Annotated in this window: 16 protein-coding genes; 13 read left to right on the plus strand and 3 right to left on the minus strand. The window is 60.9% G+C overall.

Going from position 1 to position 18,723, the window contains the following annotated elements; translation table 11 throughout:
* Nucleotides 1-205: 205 nt before the first annotated feature.
* Nucleotides 206-2,755, minus strand: a complete 2,550-nt coding sequence (locus HH800_RS09520; RefSeq protein WP_169860891.1) for a TonB-dependent receptor — start codon at nt 2,753-2,755, stop codon at nt 206-208.
* Between the two features lie 120 nt (nt 2,756-2,875).
* Between HH800_RS09520 and HH800_RS09525 the strand changes: the two genes are divergently transcribed.
* The 7 genes from HH800_RS09525 (at nt 2,876) to HH800_RS09555 (ending at nt 10,940) form a co-directional block, all read left to right on the plus strand.
* On the plus strand, nt 2,876-3,997 hold the full coding sequence (locus HH800_RS09525) for an acyl-CoA dehydrogenase family protein (protein WP_169860892.1): 1,122 nt from the start codon (nt 2,876-2,878) through the stop codon (nt 3,995-3,997).
* Complete coding sequence (locus tag HH800_RS09530; RefSeq protein WP_169860893.1) at nt 3,997-5,199, plus strand: acyl-CoA dehydrogenase family protein; 1,203 nt, start codon at nt 3,997-3,999, stop codon at nt 5,197-5,199. The genes HH800_RS09525 and HH800_RS09530 overlap by 1 nt, the downstream gene beginning before the upstream one ends.
* Before the next feature lie 124 nt (nt 5,200-5,323).
* Nucleotides 5,324-6,844: a class I adenylate-forming enzyme family protein gene (locus tag HH800_RS09535; RefSeq protein ID WP_169860894.1), complete on the plus strand. Its 1,521-nt coding sequence runs from the start codon at nt 5,324-5,326 to the stop codon at nt 6,842-6,844.
* Between the two features lie 29 nt (nt 6,845-6,873).
* Nucleotides 6,874-8,163 (plus strand): FAS1-like dehydratase domain-containing protein, encoded by a 1,290-nt coding sequence (locus tag HH800_RS09540; RefSeq protein ID WP_169860895.1) that lies wholly within the window; start codon nt 6,874-6,876, stop codon nt 8,161-8,163.
* A gap of 1 nt (nt 8,164) precedes the next feature.
* A complete protein-coding gene (locus HH800_RS09545) occupies nt 8,165-8,962 on the plus strand; it encodes an enoyl-CoA hydratase/isomerase family protein (RefSeq protein WP_169860896.1) in 798 nt (265 codons plus the stop codon).
* 33 nt (nt 8,963-8,995) lie between these two features.
* Nucleotides 8,996-10,138: an acyl-CoA dehydrogenase family protein gene (locus HH800_RS09550; protein WP_169860897.1), complete on the plus strand. Its 1,143-nt coding sequence runs from the start codon at nt 8,996-8,998 to the stop codon at nt 10,136-10,138.
* A 16-nt stretch (nt 10,139-10,154) separates the two neighbouring features.
* Nucleotides 10,155-10,940, plus strand: coding sequence for a crotonase/enoyl-CoA hydratase family protein (locus tag HH800_RS09555; RefSeq protein WP_066863537.1), 786 nt, complete (start codon nt 10,155-10,157; stop codon nt 10,938-10,940).
* On the opposite strand, the gene HH800_RS09560 is transcribed toward HH800_RS09555, so the two are convergent.
* Complete coding sequence (locus HH800_RS09560; RefSeq protein WP_066863533.1) at nt 10,937-11,704, minus strand: alpha/beta fold hydrolase; 768 nt, start codon at nt 11,702-11,704, stop codon at nt 10,937-10,939. The genes HH800_RS09555 and HH800_RS09560 overlap by 4 nt on opposite strands.
* A 290-nt stretch (nt 11,705-11,994) precedes the next feature.
* Here HH800_RS09560 and HH800_RS09565 point away from each other — a divergent pair, with 290 nt between their 5' ends.
* Genes HH800_RS09565 through HH800_RS09575 form a run of 3 tightly spaced genes read left to right on the plus strand, consistent with a single transcriptional unit; the run spans nt 11,995 to nt 14,330 of the window.
* Nucleotides 11,995-12,777: an enoyl-CoA hydratase-related protein gene (locus HH800_RS09565; RefSeq protein WP_169860898.1), complete on the plus strand. Its 783-nt coding sequence runs from the start codon at nt 11,995-11,997 to the stop codon at nt 12,775-12,777.
* 4 nt (nt 12,778-12,781) lie between these two features.
* Nucleotides 12,782-13,552, plus strand: a complete 771-nt coding sequence (locus HH800_RS09570; protein WP_169860899.1) for an SDR family NAD(P)-dependent oxidoreductase — start codon at nt 12,782-12,784, stop codon at nt 13,550-13,552.
* A gap of 40 nt (nt 13,553-13,592) precedes the next feature.
* Nucleotides 13,593-14,330, plus strand: coding sequence for an enoyl-CoA hydratase/isomerase family protein (locus HH800_RS09575; RefSeq protein WP_169860900.1), 738 nt, complete (start codon nt 13,593-13,595; stop codon nt 14,328-14,330).
* A gap of 84 nt (nt 14,331-14,414) precedes the next feature.
* On the opposite strand, the gene HH800_RS09580 is transcribed toward HH800_RS09575, so the two are convergent.
* On the minus strand, nt 14,415-15,422 hold the full coding sequence (locus tag HH800_RS09580) for a zinc-dependent alcohol dehydrogenase family protein (protein ID WP_169860901.1): 1,008 nt from the start codon (nt 15,420-15,422) through the stop codon (nt 14,415-14,417).
* 133 nt (nt 15,423-15,555) lie between these two features.
* Here HH800_RS09580 and HH800_RS09585 point away from each other — a divergent pair, with 133 nt between their 5' ends.
* The 3 genes from HH800_RS09585 to HH800_RS09595 all read left to right on the plus strand — a co-directional run bounded on the left by HH800_RS09585 (nt 15,556) and on the right by HH800_RS09595 (nt 18,715).
* Nucleotides 15,556-16,344 (plus strand): NUDIX hydrolase, encoded by a 789-nt coding sequence (locus HH800_RS09585; protein WP_169860902.1) that lies wholly within the window; start codon nt 15,556-15,558, stop codon nt 16,342-16,344.
* Between the two features lie 65 nt (nt 16,345-16,409).
* Nucleotides 16,410-17,507, plus strand: a complete 1,098-nt coding sequence (locus HH800_RS09590) for an acyl-CoA dehydrogenase family protein (RefSeq protein ID WP_169860903.1) — start codon at nt 16,410-16,412, stop codon at nt 17,505-17,507.
* Entirely contained in the window at nt 17,504-18,715 is a 1,212-nt protein-coding gene (locus tag HH800_RS09595; RefSeq protein ID WP_169860904.1) for an acyl-CoA dehydrogenase family protein, read from the plus strand. The genes HH800_RS09590 and HH800_RS09595 overlap by 4 nt, the downstream gene beginning before the upstream one ends.
* The last annotated feature ends 8 nt before the right edge of the window (nt 18,716-18,723 follow it).

The following is an 18,723-nucleotide window of genomic DNA, read 5'->3' on the forward strand; positions in this document are numbered from 1 at the left end:
GTAGGATTTCATCTGCTTCATACTTAGCGATGATATATCGCAAATCGGTTCCCCTATGCTTATGGTCGCGCTTTCAGCTAGGCTCGCAAAAGTGGCTTCAACAGTGACTTAAGGTGACATCGACGGCTGCGCTTCGCGGTGCTTTTGTCACCTTAAGGTGCATTTTCGCCGGGCGCGGCGCTTTAGGCGCGTCTGGCGGAAGCGGTCAGAAGCCGCCGAACTTGAACGTCGCAGTGACGCCATAGGTAGCCGGATCGTTGCGCTTGCCCATCGCCAGGAACAGGGGCGCGCCAAAGGCGAGGCCCGCAATATCCACCCGGCGATTGAGGATGTTGCGGCCGAACAGCGCAAGTTCGATCGTGTCGTCGGCGAAGGACACGCCGAGGCGACCGTTCAGTTCGCCACCGGCCGGACGTGTCAGCGCCTTGGCGGCTGCGTTGGTGATGCTGTCGTCGAGGGCATTGCCGGTCTGGAGCGTGCGGAAGGCATAGAGCGCGGTGTCGTCCTGCCACGCATAGTCGAGATGCGCGCGCATCGTGGCGGACCCGAACGACCTTTCATAATCGCCCGCGATGCTGAAGGTCCATTCGGGGACATTCTGGAACACCTCGTCCCGCCGGTCGCCGCTGGCGTCCGCGAATTCCAGATATTTCGCATTGGAGAGGGCCGCGGTACCCGACAGGGTGAAGCCCTCGAACAGTCGGGCGGTCACCTCCGCTTCGCCACCGTAGAAGCGCGCCTTGCCGGCATTGCTTACCACGGTGGAGGTCGAACTGCCGTCGGGGCTGACCAGCAAGGTCGTGCGCTGGATGTCCTTCACCTCATTGTAGAAGGCGGCCAGGTTGAAGCGAACCCTACGGTTGAACATCTCCGCCTTGAAACCGGCTTCATGCTCCCGCGCCACTTCCGGCCCGAACGGCGCGAAGGCGCCGCCCGTCGTCGCGCCGGCAGCACGCAGATTCTGGCCGCCGGAACGGAAACCCTTGCTCGTCTTGATATAGACCAGGACATCCGGATTGATCTGATAGTTCAGGCCGAGCGTATAGGATATCCCGTCGAAGCCGGACTTGGATTCCGCACGGCAAGTGCCAGGGGTGGCCGTGGCGATCAGACAGCGCAGCAAGGCGTCGGTATCGGCATTCCGCGTCGCATTGAACGAAACGATATTCTTGTCCTCGACCGAATAGCGGACGCCGCCGAGGGCGGAAAAGGCATCGGTGAAATGGAACGTGCCTTGCAAATACATGCCCATCGACCGATTGGTGATGTCGCCGATATAATAGGTTTGTGGCAGCAGTCCGCCGGACGACACGCGAGTCAATGCTGGCAGCGCAATCGATGTCGATTCGTCACTACCGGTTTCATTGAATGCGAAGATGCCGCCTGCAAAGTCTATCTTGTCGTTCATGGCCGTACCGGTGGCCTGCAACTCGCCAGAATAGGATTGCAGATCCTGCTTGCCGGTCGTTTTCACGATGGAATAAGGCGACCCGTCCAGGTCGATCGGCGCGATCGACTTGATGGTACGATAGCCGCCGATGAATTTGAGCGCCCCCCAGAATGTATCGAGGTTGGCGGTTATCACATAGGTCTGGCTCTTAACGTCGACCCGCGGGTCGCCATCGTTCAGGCGGGTCTTGTCCGTGCCGGTATAGGTGGCAATATAGTTGGAGAACAGTCCGCTGCCGCTGCCGACCAGCTGCGCTGCACCGCCTGGTACTGCCAGCAAGGCTGCGTTGGCGGGGTTGGCTTCCAGCGCGGCCTCGATGTTTGCCGGCGACGTCGGCGCGACATACAGAAGCTCATAGGGACGATCGTAATTCTTCATCCCATAGAATTCTCCCGACAGGATGAGCTGGAAGTTATCAGTCGGGTCCAGCCGCAGCTTCACGCGTCCGGTATAGCTGTCGCGTTGCGCCAGGTCGCGACCGGTGATCTCGTTCTTGATGAAGCCGTCCCGCTTGTTGACCGTGAAGGCCGCGCGCATGGCGGCCTTGTCGGCAACGATCGGCAGGTTCAGCACGGCAGTGCCGTCCCGCTCGTTGAAACGACCGTAGGTTGCAGAAATCATACCGGAAATGCCATCATAATTCGGGTCGTTGCTCTGGATCAGCAACGCGCCGCCGGTGGTGTTACGACCGAACAGCGTCCCTTGGGGACCGCGCAACACCTGCGCATTCTGGATGTCGAGCAGGTTGGCGTTCAGACCATAGGCCCGGGCCCAGTAAAAACCGTCTACATAGACGCCCACCGAAGGATCGAGTGTGGCCAGCACGTCCGTCTGGACCTGCCCGCGAATCGTGATGTTCGAGGCGGACCCGTTGGACGATGCCTGCGTGAAGGTGATGCCGGGGGTCAGGCGGGCGATGTCAGGGACCTGGACAGCAGATTGCTGTCGCAGCGCATCACCGGTCTGCACAGTGACGGCTACGGGGATGTCTTGCAAGTTTTCCGCTACTTTACGCGCTGTTACGACGATGTCCTCCAGCGTGCTGCTATTCTTGGCGACATTGTCCTGACCCAAGGCAGGCGCTGCGGACAGGATGGTCATAATCGCGGCAGCGGAGACGGATCGTGTCAGCTTGGCCCGAAATGTAGAACAGGATTCCATTGTTACATCCTCCCTCATAGCTGACCGCATATCAGTTTTGCGGTTTCCGGTTAGTTGTCTTAGTTGGACTTGTTGGTCAATGGCTTTGTTTGCAAAGTGGCTGACTGTTGTTTTGGCACCACTTTTACTGAGCAATCTCAACAATAGGCGGCGCTCGCCTCAATCTGGGTGGTCGCGCCTAGCAAGAATGCCATTGCACCCTTGACATAGTTACCTTAGTTGGAGAGGTGAATGGTGCAGCCGTAGCGTACACAAGGAACGAGCATGAACTTCGACCTGTCCGACGAACAAAAAATGCTCGCGGAGCAGGCGCGCGGGCTGTTGGGCGAGCGATCGTCGTCCGACCGTTTGCGCGAACTGATCGACGCCAGGGCTGAATGGGACGAGTCGCTATGGCGCGAGATCGCCGACATGGGTTTTCTGGGCGTGACTCTGCCGGAAGAATTTGGCGGTCTGGGCATGACCGAACTCGATCTCGGCGTCATCAGCGAAGAACTCGGTCGCGCCAACACCGCACTCCCCTTCTTCTCCTCGATCATTCTGGCCGCCGACGCTATCAACTTGGCGGGATCGGATGCTCAAAAGGCGCATTGGCTACCGAAATTGGCGAGCGGAGAGGCGATCGGGACCTTTGCCTATGCCGAAGGGGCAGCCGGCTGGACTGGCGAGGCGCTCAAGACTCGGGTCGACGGCGCGGCGCTCTCCGGGCAGAAGACGCCCGTCGCCGATGGCGGCATCGCTACCGTGGCTGTCGTTCTCGCGAGGGTGGCGGACAAGCCCGCTCTTGCGCTTGTCGACCTGGCCCAATCGGGCGTTACGCGGAGCCGGCTCAACAGCTTCGATCAGTTGCGTGCCCATTACGCGATCCAATTCGATGCCGCCGCGGCGGAGTTGCTGGAGTCGGCGCCGACGGAGCGAGTACTTGACCAGTTGTTCGACCGTGCCGCCGTACAGGCCGCATTCGAAGCAGTGGGTGGAGCTGACGCCTGCCTGCTGATGGCGCGGGATTATGCGATGGATCGACAGATATTCGGCCGCCCTTTGTCCAGCTATCAGGCCATCAAGCACAAACTCGCCAACATCGCCGTCGCCGTCGAACTGGCGCGTTCCAACGCCTATTTCGGAGCCTGGGCTGCGCTTAATGATCCCGACGCGTTGCCCGTCGCCGCCGCCTCGGCCCGGCTGACCGCCATCGATGCATTCGAGAATGCAGCGCGGGAGAATATCCAGGTCCATGGCGGCATCGGCTACACATTCGAGGCCAACTGCCATTTCTATTATCGGCGCGAGCGGACGCTGGCGCTCAGCCTGGGCGGGCGCGAACCTTGGGCCGACCGGCTCATCCAGCATCTTCCCGGATCGCAGTTCAAGGCGGAGACGGTTTAATGGATTTCAACGACACGCCAGAAGAGGCCGCCTTTCGCAAGGAGGCGCGCGAGTGGCTGGCCGCCCATGCCCCGGCCTTTGAAAAGCCCGAGGGCATATCGGAAGCCGAGGAGGTTGCGCTCGGCAAAGCCTGGCAAAAACGGCTTTCCGAAGGCGGCTATGCTGGCATCCTGCTGCCCAAAAAATATGGCGGTCGTGGGGCGACCATCGCGGAAGCTACGGTCTTCGGCGAGGAGGAAAATAATTACCACCTCGCCAAGGAGGCCTATATCGGCATAGGCTTGGGGATGGCGCTGCCGGTGATCTTCAAGCATGGCACGCCCGAACAGATCGAAAAATTCGCTGGCCCAACCCTGCGGGGGGAAATGACTTGGTGCCAACTCTTTTCGGAGCCATCGGCCGGCTCGGACCTCGCGGCCGTGCGGACGCGTGCGATCAAGGATGGCAGCGACTATATCGTCAACGGACAGAAAGTGTGGTCGAGCTGGGCGCATCATTCGGATTGGGGCATATTGATCGTCCGCACTGATCCGACACTGCCCAAGCACAAAGGCTTGACCTTCTTCGTCGTCGATATGAAGACCCCAGGTATCGACGTCCGTCCGATCCGCCAGATTTCCGGCGCGAGCGATTTCAACGAAACCTTCCTGACCGATGTCCGCATTCCCGAATCCTGCCGGATCGGTGCCGAAGGTGAAGGCTGGGCGTGCGCCATGACGGTGTTGATGGGCGAGCGCCTGAACCAGGGAAGCGAAGGCAAGGGCGGTGGCATCGGAGCGCTCATCCGCTACGCGGCGGATACCCCGCGCAATGGCGGCAGCGCGCTGGATTCCGCCGCAATCCGCACGGCGCTCGCCTCGGCCTATGCGGAAGAGCAGGCGGAACGCTATTTCCAGGCCCGGTTGCGCACCATGGTGTCGCGCGGTGAAAATCCTGGCGCCCTCGCGTCGATGGTGAAGCTCGCCTACACCAACCGCTATCAGAAGGCGTCAGGCCTGGCGCTCGAAATGCGGGGGCCCGCCGGCCTCATAGCCGAAGAAGGCAGCGAAACTGCACACATTCAGGATGATTATATCTGGTCGACGGCGCTGCGAGTCGCTGGCGGTGCGGACGAAGTGCTGCGCAACCAGATTGCCGAGCGGGTTCTGGGAATGCCAGGTGAGATGCGAGCGGACAAGAATGTGCCCTTCGATCAACTGTAGGAGCAGTCGTGGGCGGCTGGCGCTGCATTCTTGTGCCGCCGTGCCTTCCTATGTTACCTAGTTATATACGAAAAGCGGGCGTCATTGGAACGTGAGTCCGCGACCGTAATTCCGGGGGTTTGCAATGTCCGTTTTTTCCGACCTGTTGAACGGCGTATTGACGATCGATCCGTCGGCCGAGGTCATCGACTACCAAGGCAGATGGTATAGCTGGCGGCAACTGGGCGATACCATTGCTGAGATCCGGACCCTGCTGGCCACGCTTGGTCTGGGAAAGGACGCTCGCGTCGGCGTTATGGTGAAGAACCGGCCATCTCCCTTCGCAGCGGTTCTGACTGCCGTGGCCGATGGCATGACGATGGTTTCGATCAATCCGCTGCTGCCCGACGATCGGCTGGTGAAGGATCTGGAAGGTCTGGACCTGCCCGTTGTCATCGCCGAGCAAGCGGATCTGGATCGCCCGGGCATATTGGAGGTGCTCAAGGCTGCCGGTACCGCTGTGATCGAGCTGCCGGGCATATTGGGAGGCGCACGCTTCCGCCCCGGTTTTGAGCGATTCAGCGACCAGGTGAAAGAGACTGAGCCGGGCATCATCGTCGAGATGCTGACGAGCGGCACGACAGGGAAACCCAAGCGCATACCGTTGCAGCGAGCCGCGTTCGACAAGAGTTTCGAAGGCGCGCTCAGTTACGAAAAGGATCGCAAGCCGGGTGAAGCGGCCAAATTGCGGCCCGGCACCACAATATTGTCTAATCCGATGACGCATATTGGCGGACTTTGGGGCGCGCTCACCTGTATCGCTGGCGGGCGCAAGGCATGTCTGCTCGAAAAATTTTCGGTGGCAAGTTGGCATGACGCGATCAAGCGGCACAAGCCCAAGGTGGCCGGTGCGGTGCCAGCGGGCCTGCGGATGATCCTGGACGCGAACATCCCCAAGGAAGATCTTTCGAGCCTGGTCGCGATCCGCACGGGCGCTGCGCCGCTTGATTTCGAAGTCACTAAGGAATTTATGGAGCGCTACAATCTTCCTGTGCTCCAGAATTACGGCGCCACCGAATTTTCCGGCGCGGTTGCTGGCTGGGCGCTCAAGGATTTCCACCAGTTCTGGGACAAGAAGCCTGGCAGCGTCGGCCGGTTCCAACCGGGCGTTAAGGGCAGGGTCGTCGATCCCGATACGGGCGAGGAAAAAGCATTAGGAGAAGAGGGCGTGCTGGAAATGAAGGCTGCGCAATTCGGATTGGGTGACGCCTGGCTGCGGACCACCGATCGCGCGATCATCGACACGGACGGCTTTCTTTTCATTAAGGGGCGCGCTGATCTCGCGATCATCCGGGGCGGGTTCAAGGTGCATCCTGACGATGTGAACAAGACCTATGAATCGCATCCGGCGATACGAGAGGCAGTCACCGTGGGTATCGAGGATCGTCGCCTGGGGGCTGTCCCCATGACGGCGGTCATGCTCAAGGATGGCGCCGAGGCGCCATCCGAAGCGGAACTCAAGGAATATGGCAGGGAACATCTGATGCCCTATCAGGTGCCGGTCAAATTCCTCATCGTCGATGATGTGCCGCGCACGCCCTCGATGAAGCCGGCGCTGCCGCAGGTGCGCGACCTCTTCACGTCCGACGCTGCCGGCGCGGCCTGATCCATTCGAATATTGGGAAAGAGACTGACATGGCGACCAAATCCCCCGACGACATCAAGCAGAGCGACGAATGGCAGAAGGCGGTCGATTATGCGATCACCGACCATGACATTGAAAGGCAGGAAAAGCTGCTGGGCTATATGCAGGCGGCCAAGACCCGCGAATATATCCAGACCGCGACGACCGACAATATCCGCAATTTCGCGCATGGCACGGGGGACGATAATCCTCTGTTTTGCGATCCCGATTATGCACGCGGCACCCGATGGGGCAGCGTGATCGCGCCAGGCATGATGGTCGGCCAGATCAATTCGCCAATGCTCGGCGATCCGCCGAGCGAAGAGATCAAGGCGCTGCGTAAGAGTTTGTGGAAGGGCGTCCACGTCTTTGTATCCGGTTCGCAGTGGAACTGGTATCGTCCGGTATTCCCCGGCGATACCATCTACAGCTATAATGGCGATGAGACTTCGGAAGTGAAGCAGTCCGAGTTTTCTGGTCGCTCGATCATTTCGGTGCGCAAGGACGTTAAGATCAACCAACGCGGCGAGGTCGTAGCGGTCTATCGCATTCTGCGAGTGCTGACAGAACGCAAGACTGCCGCCAAGAAAGGCAAATACAGCGCGATTGAGCCTGCGACCTATACTGACGAGGATATCGCGAAGATCGATGAGGTCTATGCGAGCGAGGTCGTTCGTGGCAGCGAGCTCCGCAATTTCGAAGACGTCCAGGTGGGCGACAGCCTGGGGAAGATGGCCAAGGGACCGCTCACCGTTACTGACGTCATCGTCTATCATGCCGGCGGCTACGGTTTTGTACCCTACGCGCCGACCGTCGGTCGCCTGGCGCACAAGAATCGCAAGCGTATCCCGGCCTTCTATGTGAAGAACGAGTATGGCGTTCCCGACGTGGCACAGCGTCTTCATTGGGATCCGCTCTGGGCACAGGCTATCGGCAATCCGATGGCCTACGACTATGGGGTCATGCGCGAAAGCTATCTGTGGCACTATCTTAATGATTGGGCTGGCGATGATGGCATCATCACCCATGTTCATGATGAAATTCGCAAGTTCAACTATATGGGCGACGTTCAAACGATCACCGGCGAAGTCACCGGCAAGCGCGAGGAAGGTGGCCAGAATCTGGTCGATGTGAAGGTCATCTTCACCAACCAGAGGGGCGATGAGACCGTTCGTGCCACGGCCACCATCGCCCTTCCCAAGAAGGGCGGGATCGCGATGTACCCCGAAGTTCCTCGTGACCTGGCGGAAGAAGCAGCGAAGATGATGCAGCGCCATTGGGAATTGTCGAGAAAGAAGTAGGATGACGTTTCAGACCATCAGAGTTGAGGGACGCGGACCAGTCGAGATCGTTACTCTCGACCGGCCTGCCGCGCTCAACGCTCTGTCCGAACAACTGGTTGGCGAACTGGGCGATTATGTCTGTGCGCTCAAGCACAGGCGCGATGTGCGGGTCGTTATTCTACGCGGCGAAGGGCGCTCCTTCTGCGCTGGCCTGGACATCAAGGAAAACCGCACCGAAACCAATGAGACCCGCTTCCAGAGAAGTTGGCGCGTGCAGACGCAATTGGGTGACGTACTCAAGGCCATGCGCCTGGCGCCACAGCCCTTCATTGCACTGGGCCATGGCGCGGCATGCGGCGGTGGCTTTTCGCTGATGCTGGCATCGGACGTGCGGTTCGGCGCACCCGATCTTCGTATGAATGCGGCATATATCAAGATTGGTCTCGGCGGGGCAGACATCGGTTCCAGCTATTTTCTGCCGCGACTCGTCGGCGCCAGCCTGGCCGCGGAACTGCTGCTCACCGGCCGGTTCATCCATGCCGATCGCGCCCTGCGACTGGGCCTGCTCAGTGACGTCGTGGAGCCGGAAAAGCTGCTTGATACCGGTCTCGCCCTGGCCGATGAAATGGTCGCGAACAGCCCCTATGGCCTGTCGCTGACTAAACAAGCGCTCAACATGAACATCGACGCCCCCTCAATCGAGTCTGCTTTTGCGATCGAGGACCGACAACAGGTCATGTTGTCGGAAACGTTCGACCATCGGGAAGCGATGACCGCCTTCGTCGAGAAGCGCCCGCCCGTATATCAAGGCCGCTGACGCGCGCCCCATGCCTTCGACCCGGAGATCATCATGCTCGACACCGCCGCCCGTTTTGCCTTCAACGAAGACCATGCGATGTTCCGCGACACCGTGCGGCAGGTCTTCGCTAGGGAATTGATCCCCAATCTCGATCGTTTCGAGGAGGAGGGGATTGTCAGCCGGGATTTCTGGCGCGCCTGCGGTGACGCTGGGATGCTTTGCCCGACGGTCAAGGAAGAACATGGAGGGCTGGGGCTCGATTTCGGCTTTAACGTCGTGGTTGCGGAGGAACTAGCCTATGCCGGTTCTTCGGCCGGTATCACTTTGCAGAACGACATCACGGCCGAATATATCGAAGTCTATGGCTCGCCCGAGCAGCATGACAAATATCTACCTAAAATGGTCAGCGGCGAATGTATCACGGCGATCGCCATGACCGAACCGGGCACAGGGTCCGACCTTCAGGGTATCCGCACAACAGCCAGGAAGGACGGCAATCATTATATCATCAATGGCTCCAAGACCTATATTACCAACGGCCAGAATGCCGACGTCACCATCGTTGCGGCGAAAACCAATCCGGAATTGGGCGCCAAGGGCGTGTCGCTGATCCTGGTCGATGCCGACACCGCCGGTTTCAAGCGTGGTCGCAATCTCGACAAGATCGGTCAGCATTCGGCCGACACTTCGGAGTTGTTCTTCGAGGACGTCCGCGTTCCCATTTCGAATTGCCTGGGGCAGGAAGGGCAGGGCTTCATTTATCTGATGAGTCAGTTGCCGCAGGAACGCCTGTCGATCGCCGTGTCCGCCCAAGCTGCCGCGCAGCGCGCTTTCGACGAAGCAGTCAGTTTCACGAAGGAGCGGCAGGCTTTCGGCCAGGCAGTGTTTCAGTTCCAGAATACCAAGTTCACGCTGGCCGACATGAAGAGCCAGCTGCAGGTGGGTTGGGCGCATCTCGACTGGGCAATCAACCGGCATCTGGCCGGTGTGCTCACCACTGCGGAAGCGTCGGCCGCCAAGCAATGGCATACTGACATGCAGGGCCGCGTGATAGACATGGCGCTGCAACTTCATGGTGGCGCAGGCTATATGAACGAATATATGGTGGCTCGCTTATGGCGAGACGCGCGGGTGACGCGCATCTTCGGGGGTACCAATGAAATCATGAAGGAAGTGGTGAGCCGCTCCCTCTGATAGCGGGAGGTCTTCCATGTCGGAATCGCGTGTAATCATGACGGTCACGGATGGGGTGGCGGATGTCCGCTTCAACCGTCCGGACAAGCTCAATGCTCTCGACGAAGCGCAGTTCCGGGCAATCGCGGCGACCATCGCGGAGATTGAGGCGCGGCGGGATATTCGCTGCGTCCTGCTCTCGGGAGCGGGCAGGGCGTTCAGCGTCGGGGTCGATCTCGACAGTCTGGCCAGTGCGCCTGCCTTGCGCGACCTGATGCCGCGTACCTGTGGCGAGGCCAATCTGTTCCAGCAATGCGCCTGGGGATGGCGCACATTGCCGGTGCCGGTCATCGCTGCGGTGCATGGCTACGCTTTTGGTGCGGGATGCCAGATGATGCTGGGAGCCGACATTCGCTTCTGCGCGCCGGACGCCGAACTGTCCGTCATGGAAATGCGCTGGGGTCTGGTTCCCGATGTTGCCGGTATCGCGTTGCTGCGCGGTCTTGTTCGCGAAGATCGGCTCCGCGAAATCATTTTCAGCGGGCGCCGTTACCAAGGCGCGGAGGCCGCCGATATCGGGCTGGTGACGCACGTCGCTGCTGACCCCTATGCCGAAGCGATGGCGATGGCGCGCATCATTGCCGCTTTCAGTCCCCATGCAATGCGTGCGGCCAAGCGACTGCTCAACCTGCCATGGGAAACCAGCAACGCAGCAATGCTTCTCGCCGAATCACGGGAACAGGAAGTGCTGCTGGCATCGGAAAATCATGCCGAGGCCGTGCGCGCCGCCCGCGATAAGCGTGCTCCCACTTTCAAGGACTAGCGAACCGCGCGCGCCGGTTCATTGGACAGTATTCCGCGCAACGCCGCAACCAGCGCCAGGGGCTGCTCGATCATGACATGATGGTTGCAGGCGGGGATCGCGACCGGCTTTCCGGCGTGAGGGGCGATCTTGAGCGCCAATTCCACGCGCTCGGGTGTCATTACGTCGCTCTCGGCCCCGTAAATGACGTCGGTCGGCACGCTCACGCCGAACAGGTCGTCACGATAGCGCTCCCTGTTGAGCGACTTGGCGGCTTGATGATCGAACTTCCAGCTCCACCCATCCGCCGTCTGCACCACGCCATGGCGGGCGATATACTCCATGATCGCGGGGACCGGCTCGCGAACATCGGGGATCAGGCGAAAGCGCGCCATCGCACTATTCTGGTCGGGATAGATTCGCAGCGGCGGGGTAGGGATTTGATGCGCCTGCTCATCGACGGTAGGAATGCCCGCATCGATCATGATCAAACGCTGAATCCACTCCGGCGCCAGTTTGGTCGCCAATATTCCGCCCATGGTCCCGAAACTGTGCGTGACCAGGGTGAAGGGAGCAAAGCCGCAGGCGGCCGCCACGGCGAGAATCTCCCTGCCATTCTGCGCCCGGCTATAGGCCTCCCGACGGTCGCTATCGCCCATCCCGGATAGATTGAGGGCGACCACCCGATAGCGATCCGTGAACGATGGCGCGATATGGTCCCACCACCTTGCATGGGCACGAAAGCCATGGACCAGCACCAGGCCTGGCAGAAATACGGAATCCATATTCCAGCCTAGGCAAGCGATACGCGCCCCTTCCACCTCTACCTGAAAGGCCCGGGGAGTGTGCGCCCATTGTGTGGTAAGCCAATTCCCCAAAGCGGTATCGTTCGCCATGCATAATCCTTGGTTTCGTCCGCCGCCGGCCTCAATGCGACAAGGCAGGAATCAGATGCTATACAACCTAGTCAACTTAGTACATAGAAAGGGAAGTAGCGTGTCAAACCGGCTTTGAATGTGGGACGGATCGACCGTTTCGCCGCGACCAAAGGCCGAACCGGAGAATAAAGACAAGCATGGCCTACGAAACGATCCTGTACGACATTATCGATGACGTTGCCGTCATCAAGATGAACCAGCCCAAGACTCTGAACGCTATGACGACGCAGATGGGTGAAGAACTGTTGGACGCCGTATGGCGCGCTGAAAAGGAAGCGCGCGCAATGCTCGTAGGCTCGGTCGGTCGGGCCTTCTGCTCGGGTGCAAATCTGGCCGAAGGCGGGATCGACCTCACCGATCCCAACCGTGACATGGGCGGCAATCTCGACGGAATCTTCAATCCTATCATCTATCAGATGCGGGCGGCGCAGATACCCGTGGTGACAGCCGTGAAGGGGCCGGCGGCAGGGGTGGGCTGTGGCATAGCACTTGCCGGCGATATGATCGTAGCGGGCGAAAACGCCATCTTCTTCCAGGCGTTCAGCAAGGTCGGCCTGGCGCCCGACGGCGGGTCATCCTACCTGCTGGTCAAGGCGATTGGTCGCCCGCGCGCGATGGAGATGATGTTGCTCGGTCCGAAGCTAAAGGCGCCGCAAGCGCTGGAATGGGGCATGATAAACCGGGTCGTGGGCGACGACGAAGTCGATGACAGGGCGCTTGATCTGGCGCGGGAACTGGCCCGTGGACCCCGATCGCTGGGCATCATCAAGCGGGTGGCTTGGGCAGCGCTCGACGCATCCTTCGAGACAGCCCTGTCGAACGAGCGCGTCGCCCAGCGCGAAGCTGGGCGGACAGAAGATTTCGGGGAGGGTGTAGCGGCCTTCCGCGACAAGCGTCCCGCACAATTCAAGGGGCGATGAGGCAATGGCATCGTCGCTGCTGTTTGATCTGTCCGGCAAGGTTGCCATCGTCACCGGGGGCAATGGGGGCCTTGGCCTAGGCATGGCCAAAGGGCTGGCGCAGGCGGGGGCATCGATCGCGATTGCTGCGCGGCGTGCCAACAAGGCGCAGGCTGCTCTCGCTGAGTTGGACGCGATGGGCGCTAGGGCGATCTTCGTCGAAACAGATGTAGCGGATCGCGCATCCTGCTTCGCCATGGCGCAGAGCGTCGCGGACCGGCTAGGACGGGTCGACATCTTGATCGCCAATGCCGGCATCGGCGAAGGCGCCCGGCCTGAAACGATGGATGAAGCCATGTGGCGCCGCACGCTCGACATCAATCTGTCCGGCAGCTTCTTCAGCGCCCAAGCCGTATATCCGCACCTGAAAGCGGCTGGCGGTGGCAAGCTGGTGATGCTCGGGTCGATGACATCGATCTTCGGGGCGGCGGGCGCCGCCAATTATGCAGCCAGCAAGGGTGCCGTGGTGCAGCTTGCCAAATCCCTGGCGATCGCCTGGGCGCGCGACAATATCCAGGTGAACGCCATCCTGCCTGGCTGGTTGGTCACGGACATGGTTGCGGACACCAAGGCGAGAGCGCCGGAATTTGACGAGGGCATCGTCGCCCGCACGCCAGCACGGCGGTGGGGCGAACCTGACGATCTGGCTGGGACCGCCGTCTATCTCTGCTCGCGCGCATCCGATTTCGTCACCGGCACGGCTATTCCTGTCGATGGCGGTTATGCGGTGATGTAGCCGTCCCGTGGCGCTGATCCGGAGCATCGACGCAGGCAATGTGCGGACGCTGACGCTCGATCGGTCAGACGGGCATAATGCGATCGGACCGGACCTGCTTTGCGAACTCGCGGCCGCACTTGATGCGACGCGCGCTGATCCGACCATCGGCGCGCTGATCCTGACCGGGGCCGGGTCGATGTTCAGTGCCGGCGGCAATTTGCAGGCGCTGCTTGACGGCCTGCGAACCCGTGACATGGCTGCCGAAAGGGCCGCGCTGGATGCGGCGGTCGCGACGGTGGACCTTTTGCGGACCTTGCCGATTCCGACTTTAGCGGCGGTCAACGGCCCTGCGGCGGGTGGGGGCCTTGCACTAGCGCTCGCTTGCGATTTGCGTGTCGCCGCCGACAGCGCGAAATTCGCTTATGCCTATGGCGCTATCGGGCTGGCGGGAGATCTTGGTATAAACTGGCTACTGGTCCGCGCGGTGGGACAAGCGAGGGCGCGCAGCATAGCATTTGGCGGGGTGCTCGACTCACAAGCTGCGCTGGCGGCCGGTCTGGTGGAAAGCGTCGTCTCTGACGCTGCGCTGCTCGAAGAAGCACAGCGCCGTGCGCAGCATCTGGCCCATATTCCCGCATCTGCCGCTGCGGCGATAAAGGCCAACCTGGATTTTGCCACAGAGCATGATTTTGCCAAAGCTGCGCTACATGAATGCGAAAGTTTTCAAAGGGTTCGCGGCGGGGCGGCACATCGCGCCGCCGTCGAAGCTTTCCTCCAAAGGTCGGCGCGCAAGTAGCGTCCAGGTGGCGCGGTCGGCCACTGCACGAACCTGCCGAAGGAGGGCGCCGAACACGCAGTCGGCGCCTGCCACTATGCTGCTTCAGATTTCGATGCCGATCTTACCGAAATGCAAACCGCTTTCCTGATGACGAAAGGCATCTGCAAGGTCCGCCAAAGGGAATCGCGTTTCGACCACTGGGCGGATGCCGATGGCATCGATCGCGGCGATCATGTCGAGTTGATGTCTGCGACTGCCTACCGTCACACCGATGACGCGCGCCTGCTTGCCCATCAGCATCGCGGTCGGTACTGTACCCTGGAAGCCGGCGAGCACGCCGATCATCGAGATATGCCCGCCAACCCGGATCGCCGCCAGTGACTGCGGCAAAGTTCCCGCGCCGCCGATCTCCACGACATGATCGACACCGCGTCCGCCGGTCAGCTTCTTCGCAGTCGAGCCCCATTTTGTGTCCCCCCGGTAGTTGATGATGTGATCTGCGCCCATCGCCTTCAAGCGTTCCAGCTTTTCGTCGGAAGATGAAGTGGCTATCACGGTGGCACCCATCGCCTTGGCGAATTGCAGCGCGAAAATGGAGACGCCGCCCGTGCCCTGGACCAGCACGCTGTCGCCTGCCTTGATCGCGCCTTCGACGACCAGCGCGCGCCAGGCCGTGAGGCCAGCGCAGGTCAGCGTCGCCGCTTCCATCGCGTCATAGCCTCGGGGCGCAGGGGTGAACCAATTGGCCAGGCCAGTAACGACCTCGCGTGCGTAGCCATCCATACCGTCCCCTGGCACGTTGGTGAAGCCGCCATCCTGCGGTCCGCCATTGGCCCAATCGGGAAAGAAGGTCGAAACTACCAGGTCGCCGACGGCAAATTGGGTGAGGTCTTCTCCCAAGGCTATGATCTCACCGGCGCCATCCGACAGGGGAATGCGACCGGCCGGGACCGGGATGGCGCCCGTCACGACTGCATAATCATGATAGTTAAGCGAACTGGCGCGCAACCGGACTTGGATTTCGCCACGGCCGGGCGCCGGGGCATTTGGCAGATGGACGACGCGCATCGTGTCGAGAGTTGCCGGGTTACTGATCTGTATTGCCTGCACGTCTCGTCCCCTGAAATTGGGGCGTAACGCATCTTGCCCACAAAGAATGCTTGTCCTTCGAATGATCCTGTCCCACACATAGGTACATAAGTGAACTTTGTTGTGAAATGGCCAAATGGGCGATCGAGGATGTATGGCGGGCGAACCCAGGGAAATAGCGATACCGCGACCGGCAGCGACCATCCTGCTCGTGCGCGACGCGCCGTTCGAGGTGCTTATGGTGCGGCGCCATGCCGGTCAGACCTTTTCTTCCGCGCTTGTTTTTCCGGGCGGCACGGTTGACGAAAGCGATTGGTCTGACGCCTGGCTGGACCTGGCGACAAGCGGTGAAGCCCTGGACCCCGCGGAACGCGCTCTGCGAATTGCCGCCTTTCGCGAAACTTTCGAGGAAACGGCTATCCTGTTGGCGCGGGATGCCGACGGCAGGCCCGTATCATGTCGCAGCACGACGCGTGACGATTTTCGCACGGTCGTTGCGGAGAGTGGCGGCACGCTCTGGCTCGACGATCTGATCAAGTTCGGCCATTGGATCACGCCTGTGAATGGGCCAAAGCGGTTCGATACGCATTTCTTTCTTGCCCGGACTGCGGCGAATCAGGAAGCGGTGTGTGATGGCGGGGAGGCCGTCGCCCTGGAATGGGCCTCGCCGGAATCGATCTTGGCGCGGGCGGCTGCAGGCGAGCGATCGATCCTCTTTCCCACGCGCATGAACCTTCGGCGTTTGGCGGAGTCCGGCACGGTGGAGGATGCCCTGACCACCGCGCGTGCCCGGCCCGTCTTTACAGTGCTGCCGCGTGTCGAACGACGCGAGGGCGGCATGGCGGTCGTGATTCCCCAGGATGCAGGCTATGGCGAAACCGAGAATTTTCATCCGCGTGAAGAGATGGCGGGCCATGCTGCCGGGCAGCCGGGCGAGGGCTGAAGCGCGCACAGCGAACGGCCGGCGCGACACGGTCGGCCGCCCTCACATGTTTGGAGAGGCTAGAGATGTCGATATTATATGATGACGCACAGCAGGCGATCGGCGGAGAGGCCGTTCGTATTCTGGCCGACCGGACGCGCAGCGAGACGCTGAAGGCATTGCTGGAAACGACGGGGCGCTATGACATGCGCTTCTGGGAAACCTGCAAGGAGCAGGGTTGGACCGCCGTCGGCATACCAGAGGTGTTTGGCGGTATCGGTCTGGGTCTGGTCGAACTGGGGCTCATCGCAGAGGCCATTGGGCAGGTCGCTGGCGGCGCGCCTTTTCTCGGCACCGGCCACGGCGTGGCCCAAGCCATTTTGCGCTACGGCTCGGACGCGTTAAAAGAGCGCTGGCTGCCGACATTGGCAAGTGGCGAAACGATCGGTGCGGTCGCTTTTGCTGAAGGCGCCGATATGCTGCCATCGGAGCCGGCTTTGCGCCTTACGCACGGCCGCCTTGTCGGAGCGAAGCCGGCGGTTTGCGCTGGCGCCGTCGCCCAGGTCGCGCTCGTGCTGGCTTCGGGCAAACAGGGTCCAGTTCTCGCGCTGGTTGAACTGGCTGGGGACGGGGTAACGCGGAATATGGTCCACACTTTCGACAATAGCCGCTGCACGGCCGACCTGCACTTCGATGGCGTGGAAGCGTCCGTCCTGACCGGCGAGGGTGCGCTGCTTGCGGCCCGCGCTGTGCTGGAACTGCAGGCCGTCGTGACCGCGCATGAACAGGTGGGCGGGGCCGAGGCGATGCTGGGCAAGGCGCGCGACTATGCGATGGATCGCCGCGCCTTTGGCCAGTTGATCGGTGGATTCCAGTCCGTGAAGCACCGTATTGCCGAGGGTTATGTTCTGGTGGAACTGGCTCGCGCCAATGCCATCCATGCTGCGGCTTCCGAAGGCGAAGCCGATTTCGGCCGCCATGCCGCTGCGGCGCGGCTGTCTGCAACCGAAGCTTATGATAGCGTTTCGCGCGATGCGACACAGGTGCACGGTGGCATTGGCGTCACTTGGGAAGCCGACCTTCACCTGCATCAGCGCCGCGCGCGGACGCTTGCGATCGAGAATGGCCCCGCCTTGTTCTGGGAAGATGCCCTGGTAGACTATCTGGTGGAAGAGGCCGCATGAGTATCGATCTGGAAATCTATCGCGCCGACGCGAAGGCATGGCTCGAAACGAAAGCCATGGAGTTCGGGCACGCCGCGCGCCGGGGCCTGTCCGAAGAGGAAGATCTGACACTCGGCCGGCGCTGGCAGGCGGAAAAATTCGCGGCGGGCTATTCAGCCATCAACTGGTCCAAGGAGCATGGAGGCCAGGGACTAGGTGCGTTGGAGAAACTCGCCTTCGAACAGGAAGAGATGAAGCACAGCTTTCCGAACGACTATTTCGGCGTCAGTCTCGGGATGCCGGTGCCCATCATGCTGCGTTATGTGAAGGGGGATTGGGCGCGCGAACGCGCGACCAAGGCGTTGAAGGGGGAGGAGATCTGGTGCCAACTCTTTTCCGAGCCGGCTGCGGGATCGGATCTTGCCGGCCTGCGGACGCGGGCGGATCGCGACGACGCCGCCGGGGACTGGATAATCAACGGCCAGAAATTGTGGACCACCTGGGCGCAATATGCCGATTATGGCGTCATCGTCGCGCGCAGCGATCCGACGGTAGCCAAGCATCGGGGTCTTACCTATTTCTGGGTCAACATGAAGTCTCCCGGTGTCACGGTCAGGCCGGTCAGGCTGGCGGAAGGACGTTCCGAGGTAAATGAGGTCTTCTTCGACGACGTCCGAATTGCCGATAGCCAGAGGCTGGGTTCGGTCGGCGGTGGTTTTGGCGTGGCCATGGAGACGCTGATGATCGAGCGCTACCAGGCGACCGATCCGGCTGGATTCGGCCCACCCATCGACCTGTTCGTCGAGGAAGCGAAGACGATCCGCATCGGTGGCAAGTCCGCGATCGAAGACGGGCGCGTGCGGGAACGCATTGCCCGAACCTATGCCGCGCAATCCGCTCTGGCGGCAATCCATCGCAGGGCTTTGCTCAGTCTGGCTGCCGGTATGCAGCCTGGCCCTGAAGGATCGGTCCATAAACTGGTATCTGTCCGCACCCGTCAAAAGTTGAGCGAATTCGCGATGGATCTCAAGGGCGTCGATGGGATGCGCTATGATGAGGATAAGACGCGCAAGGAAAGCTGGTCGAAAAGCTGGATGACCGCGCCCACCGGCCGCATCGCGGGGGGCGCGGACGAAATGCTGCTCAATACAATCGCTGAAAAGATATTGGGGCTGCCGCAGGACCACAGGCCGGACAAGGGTGTCGCCTTTAACGACTTTCCACGCTGACCACCCGA

The sequence above is a fragment of the Sphingobium yanoikuyae genome, from assembly GCF_013001025.1.
GTDB classification, from domain to species: domain Bacteria; phylum Pseudomonadota; class Alphaproteobacteria; order Sphingomonadales; family Sphingomonadaceae; genus Sphingobium; species Sphingobium yanoikuyae_A.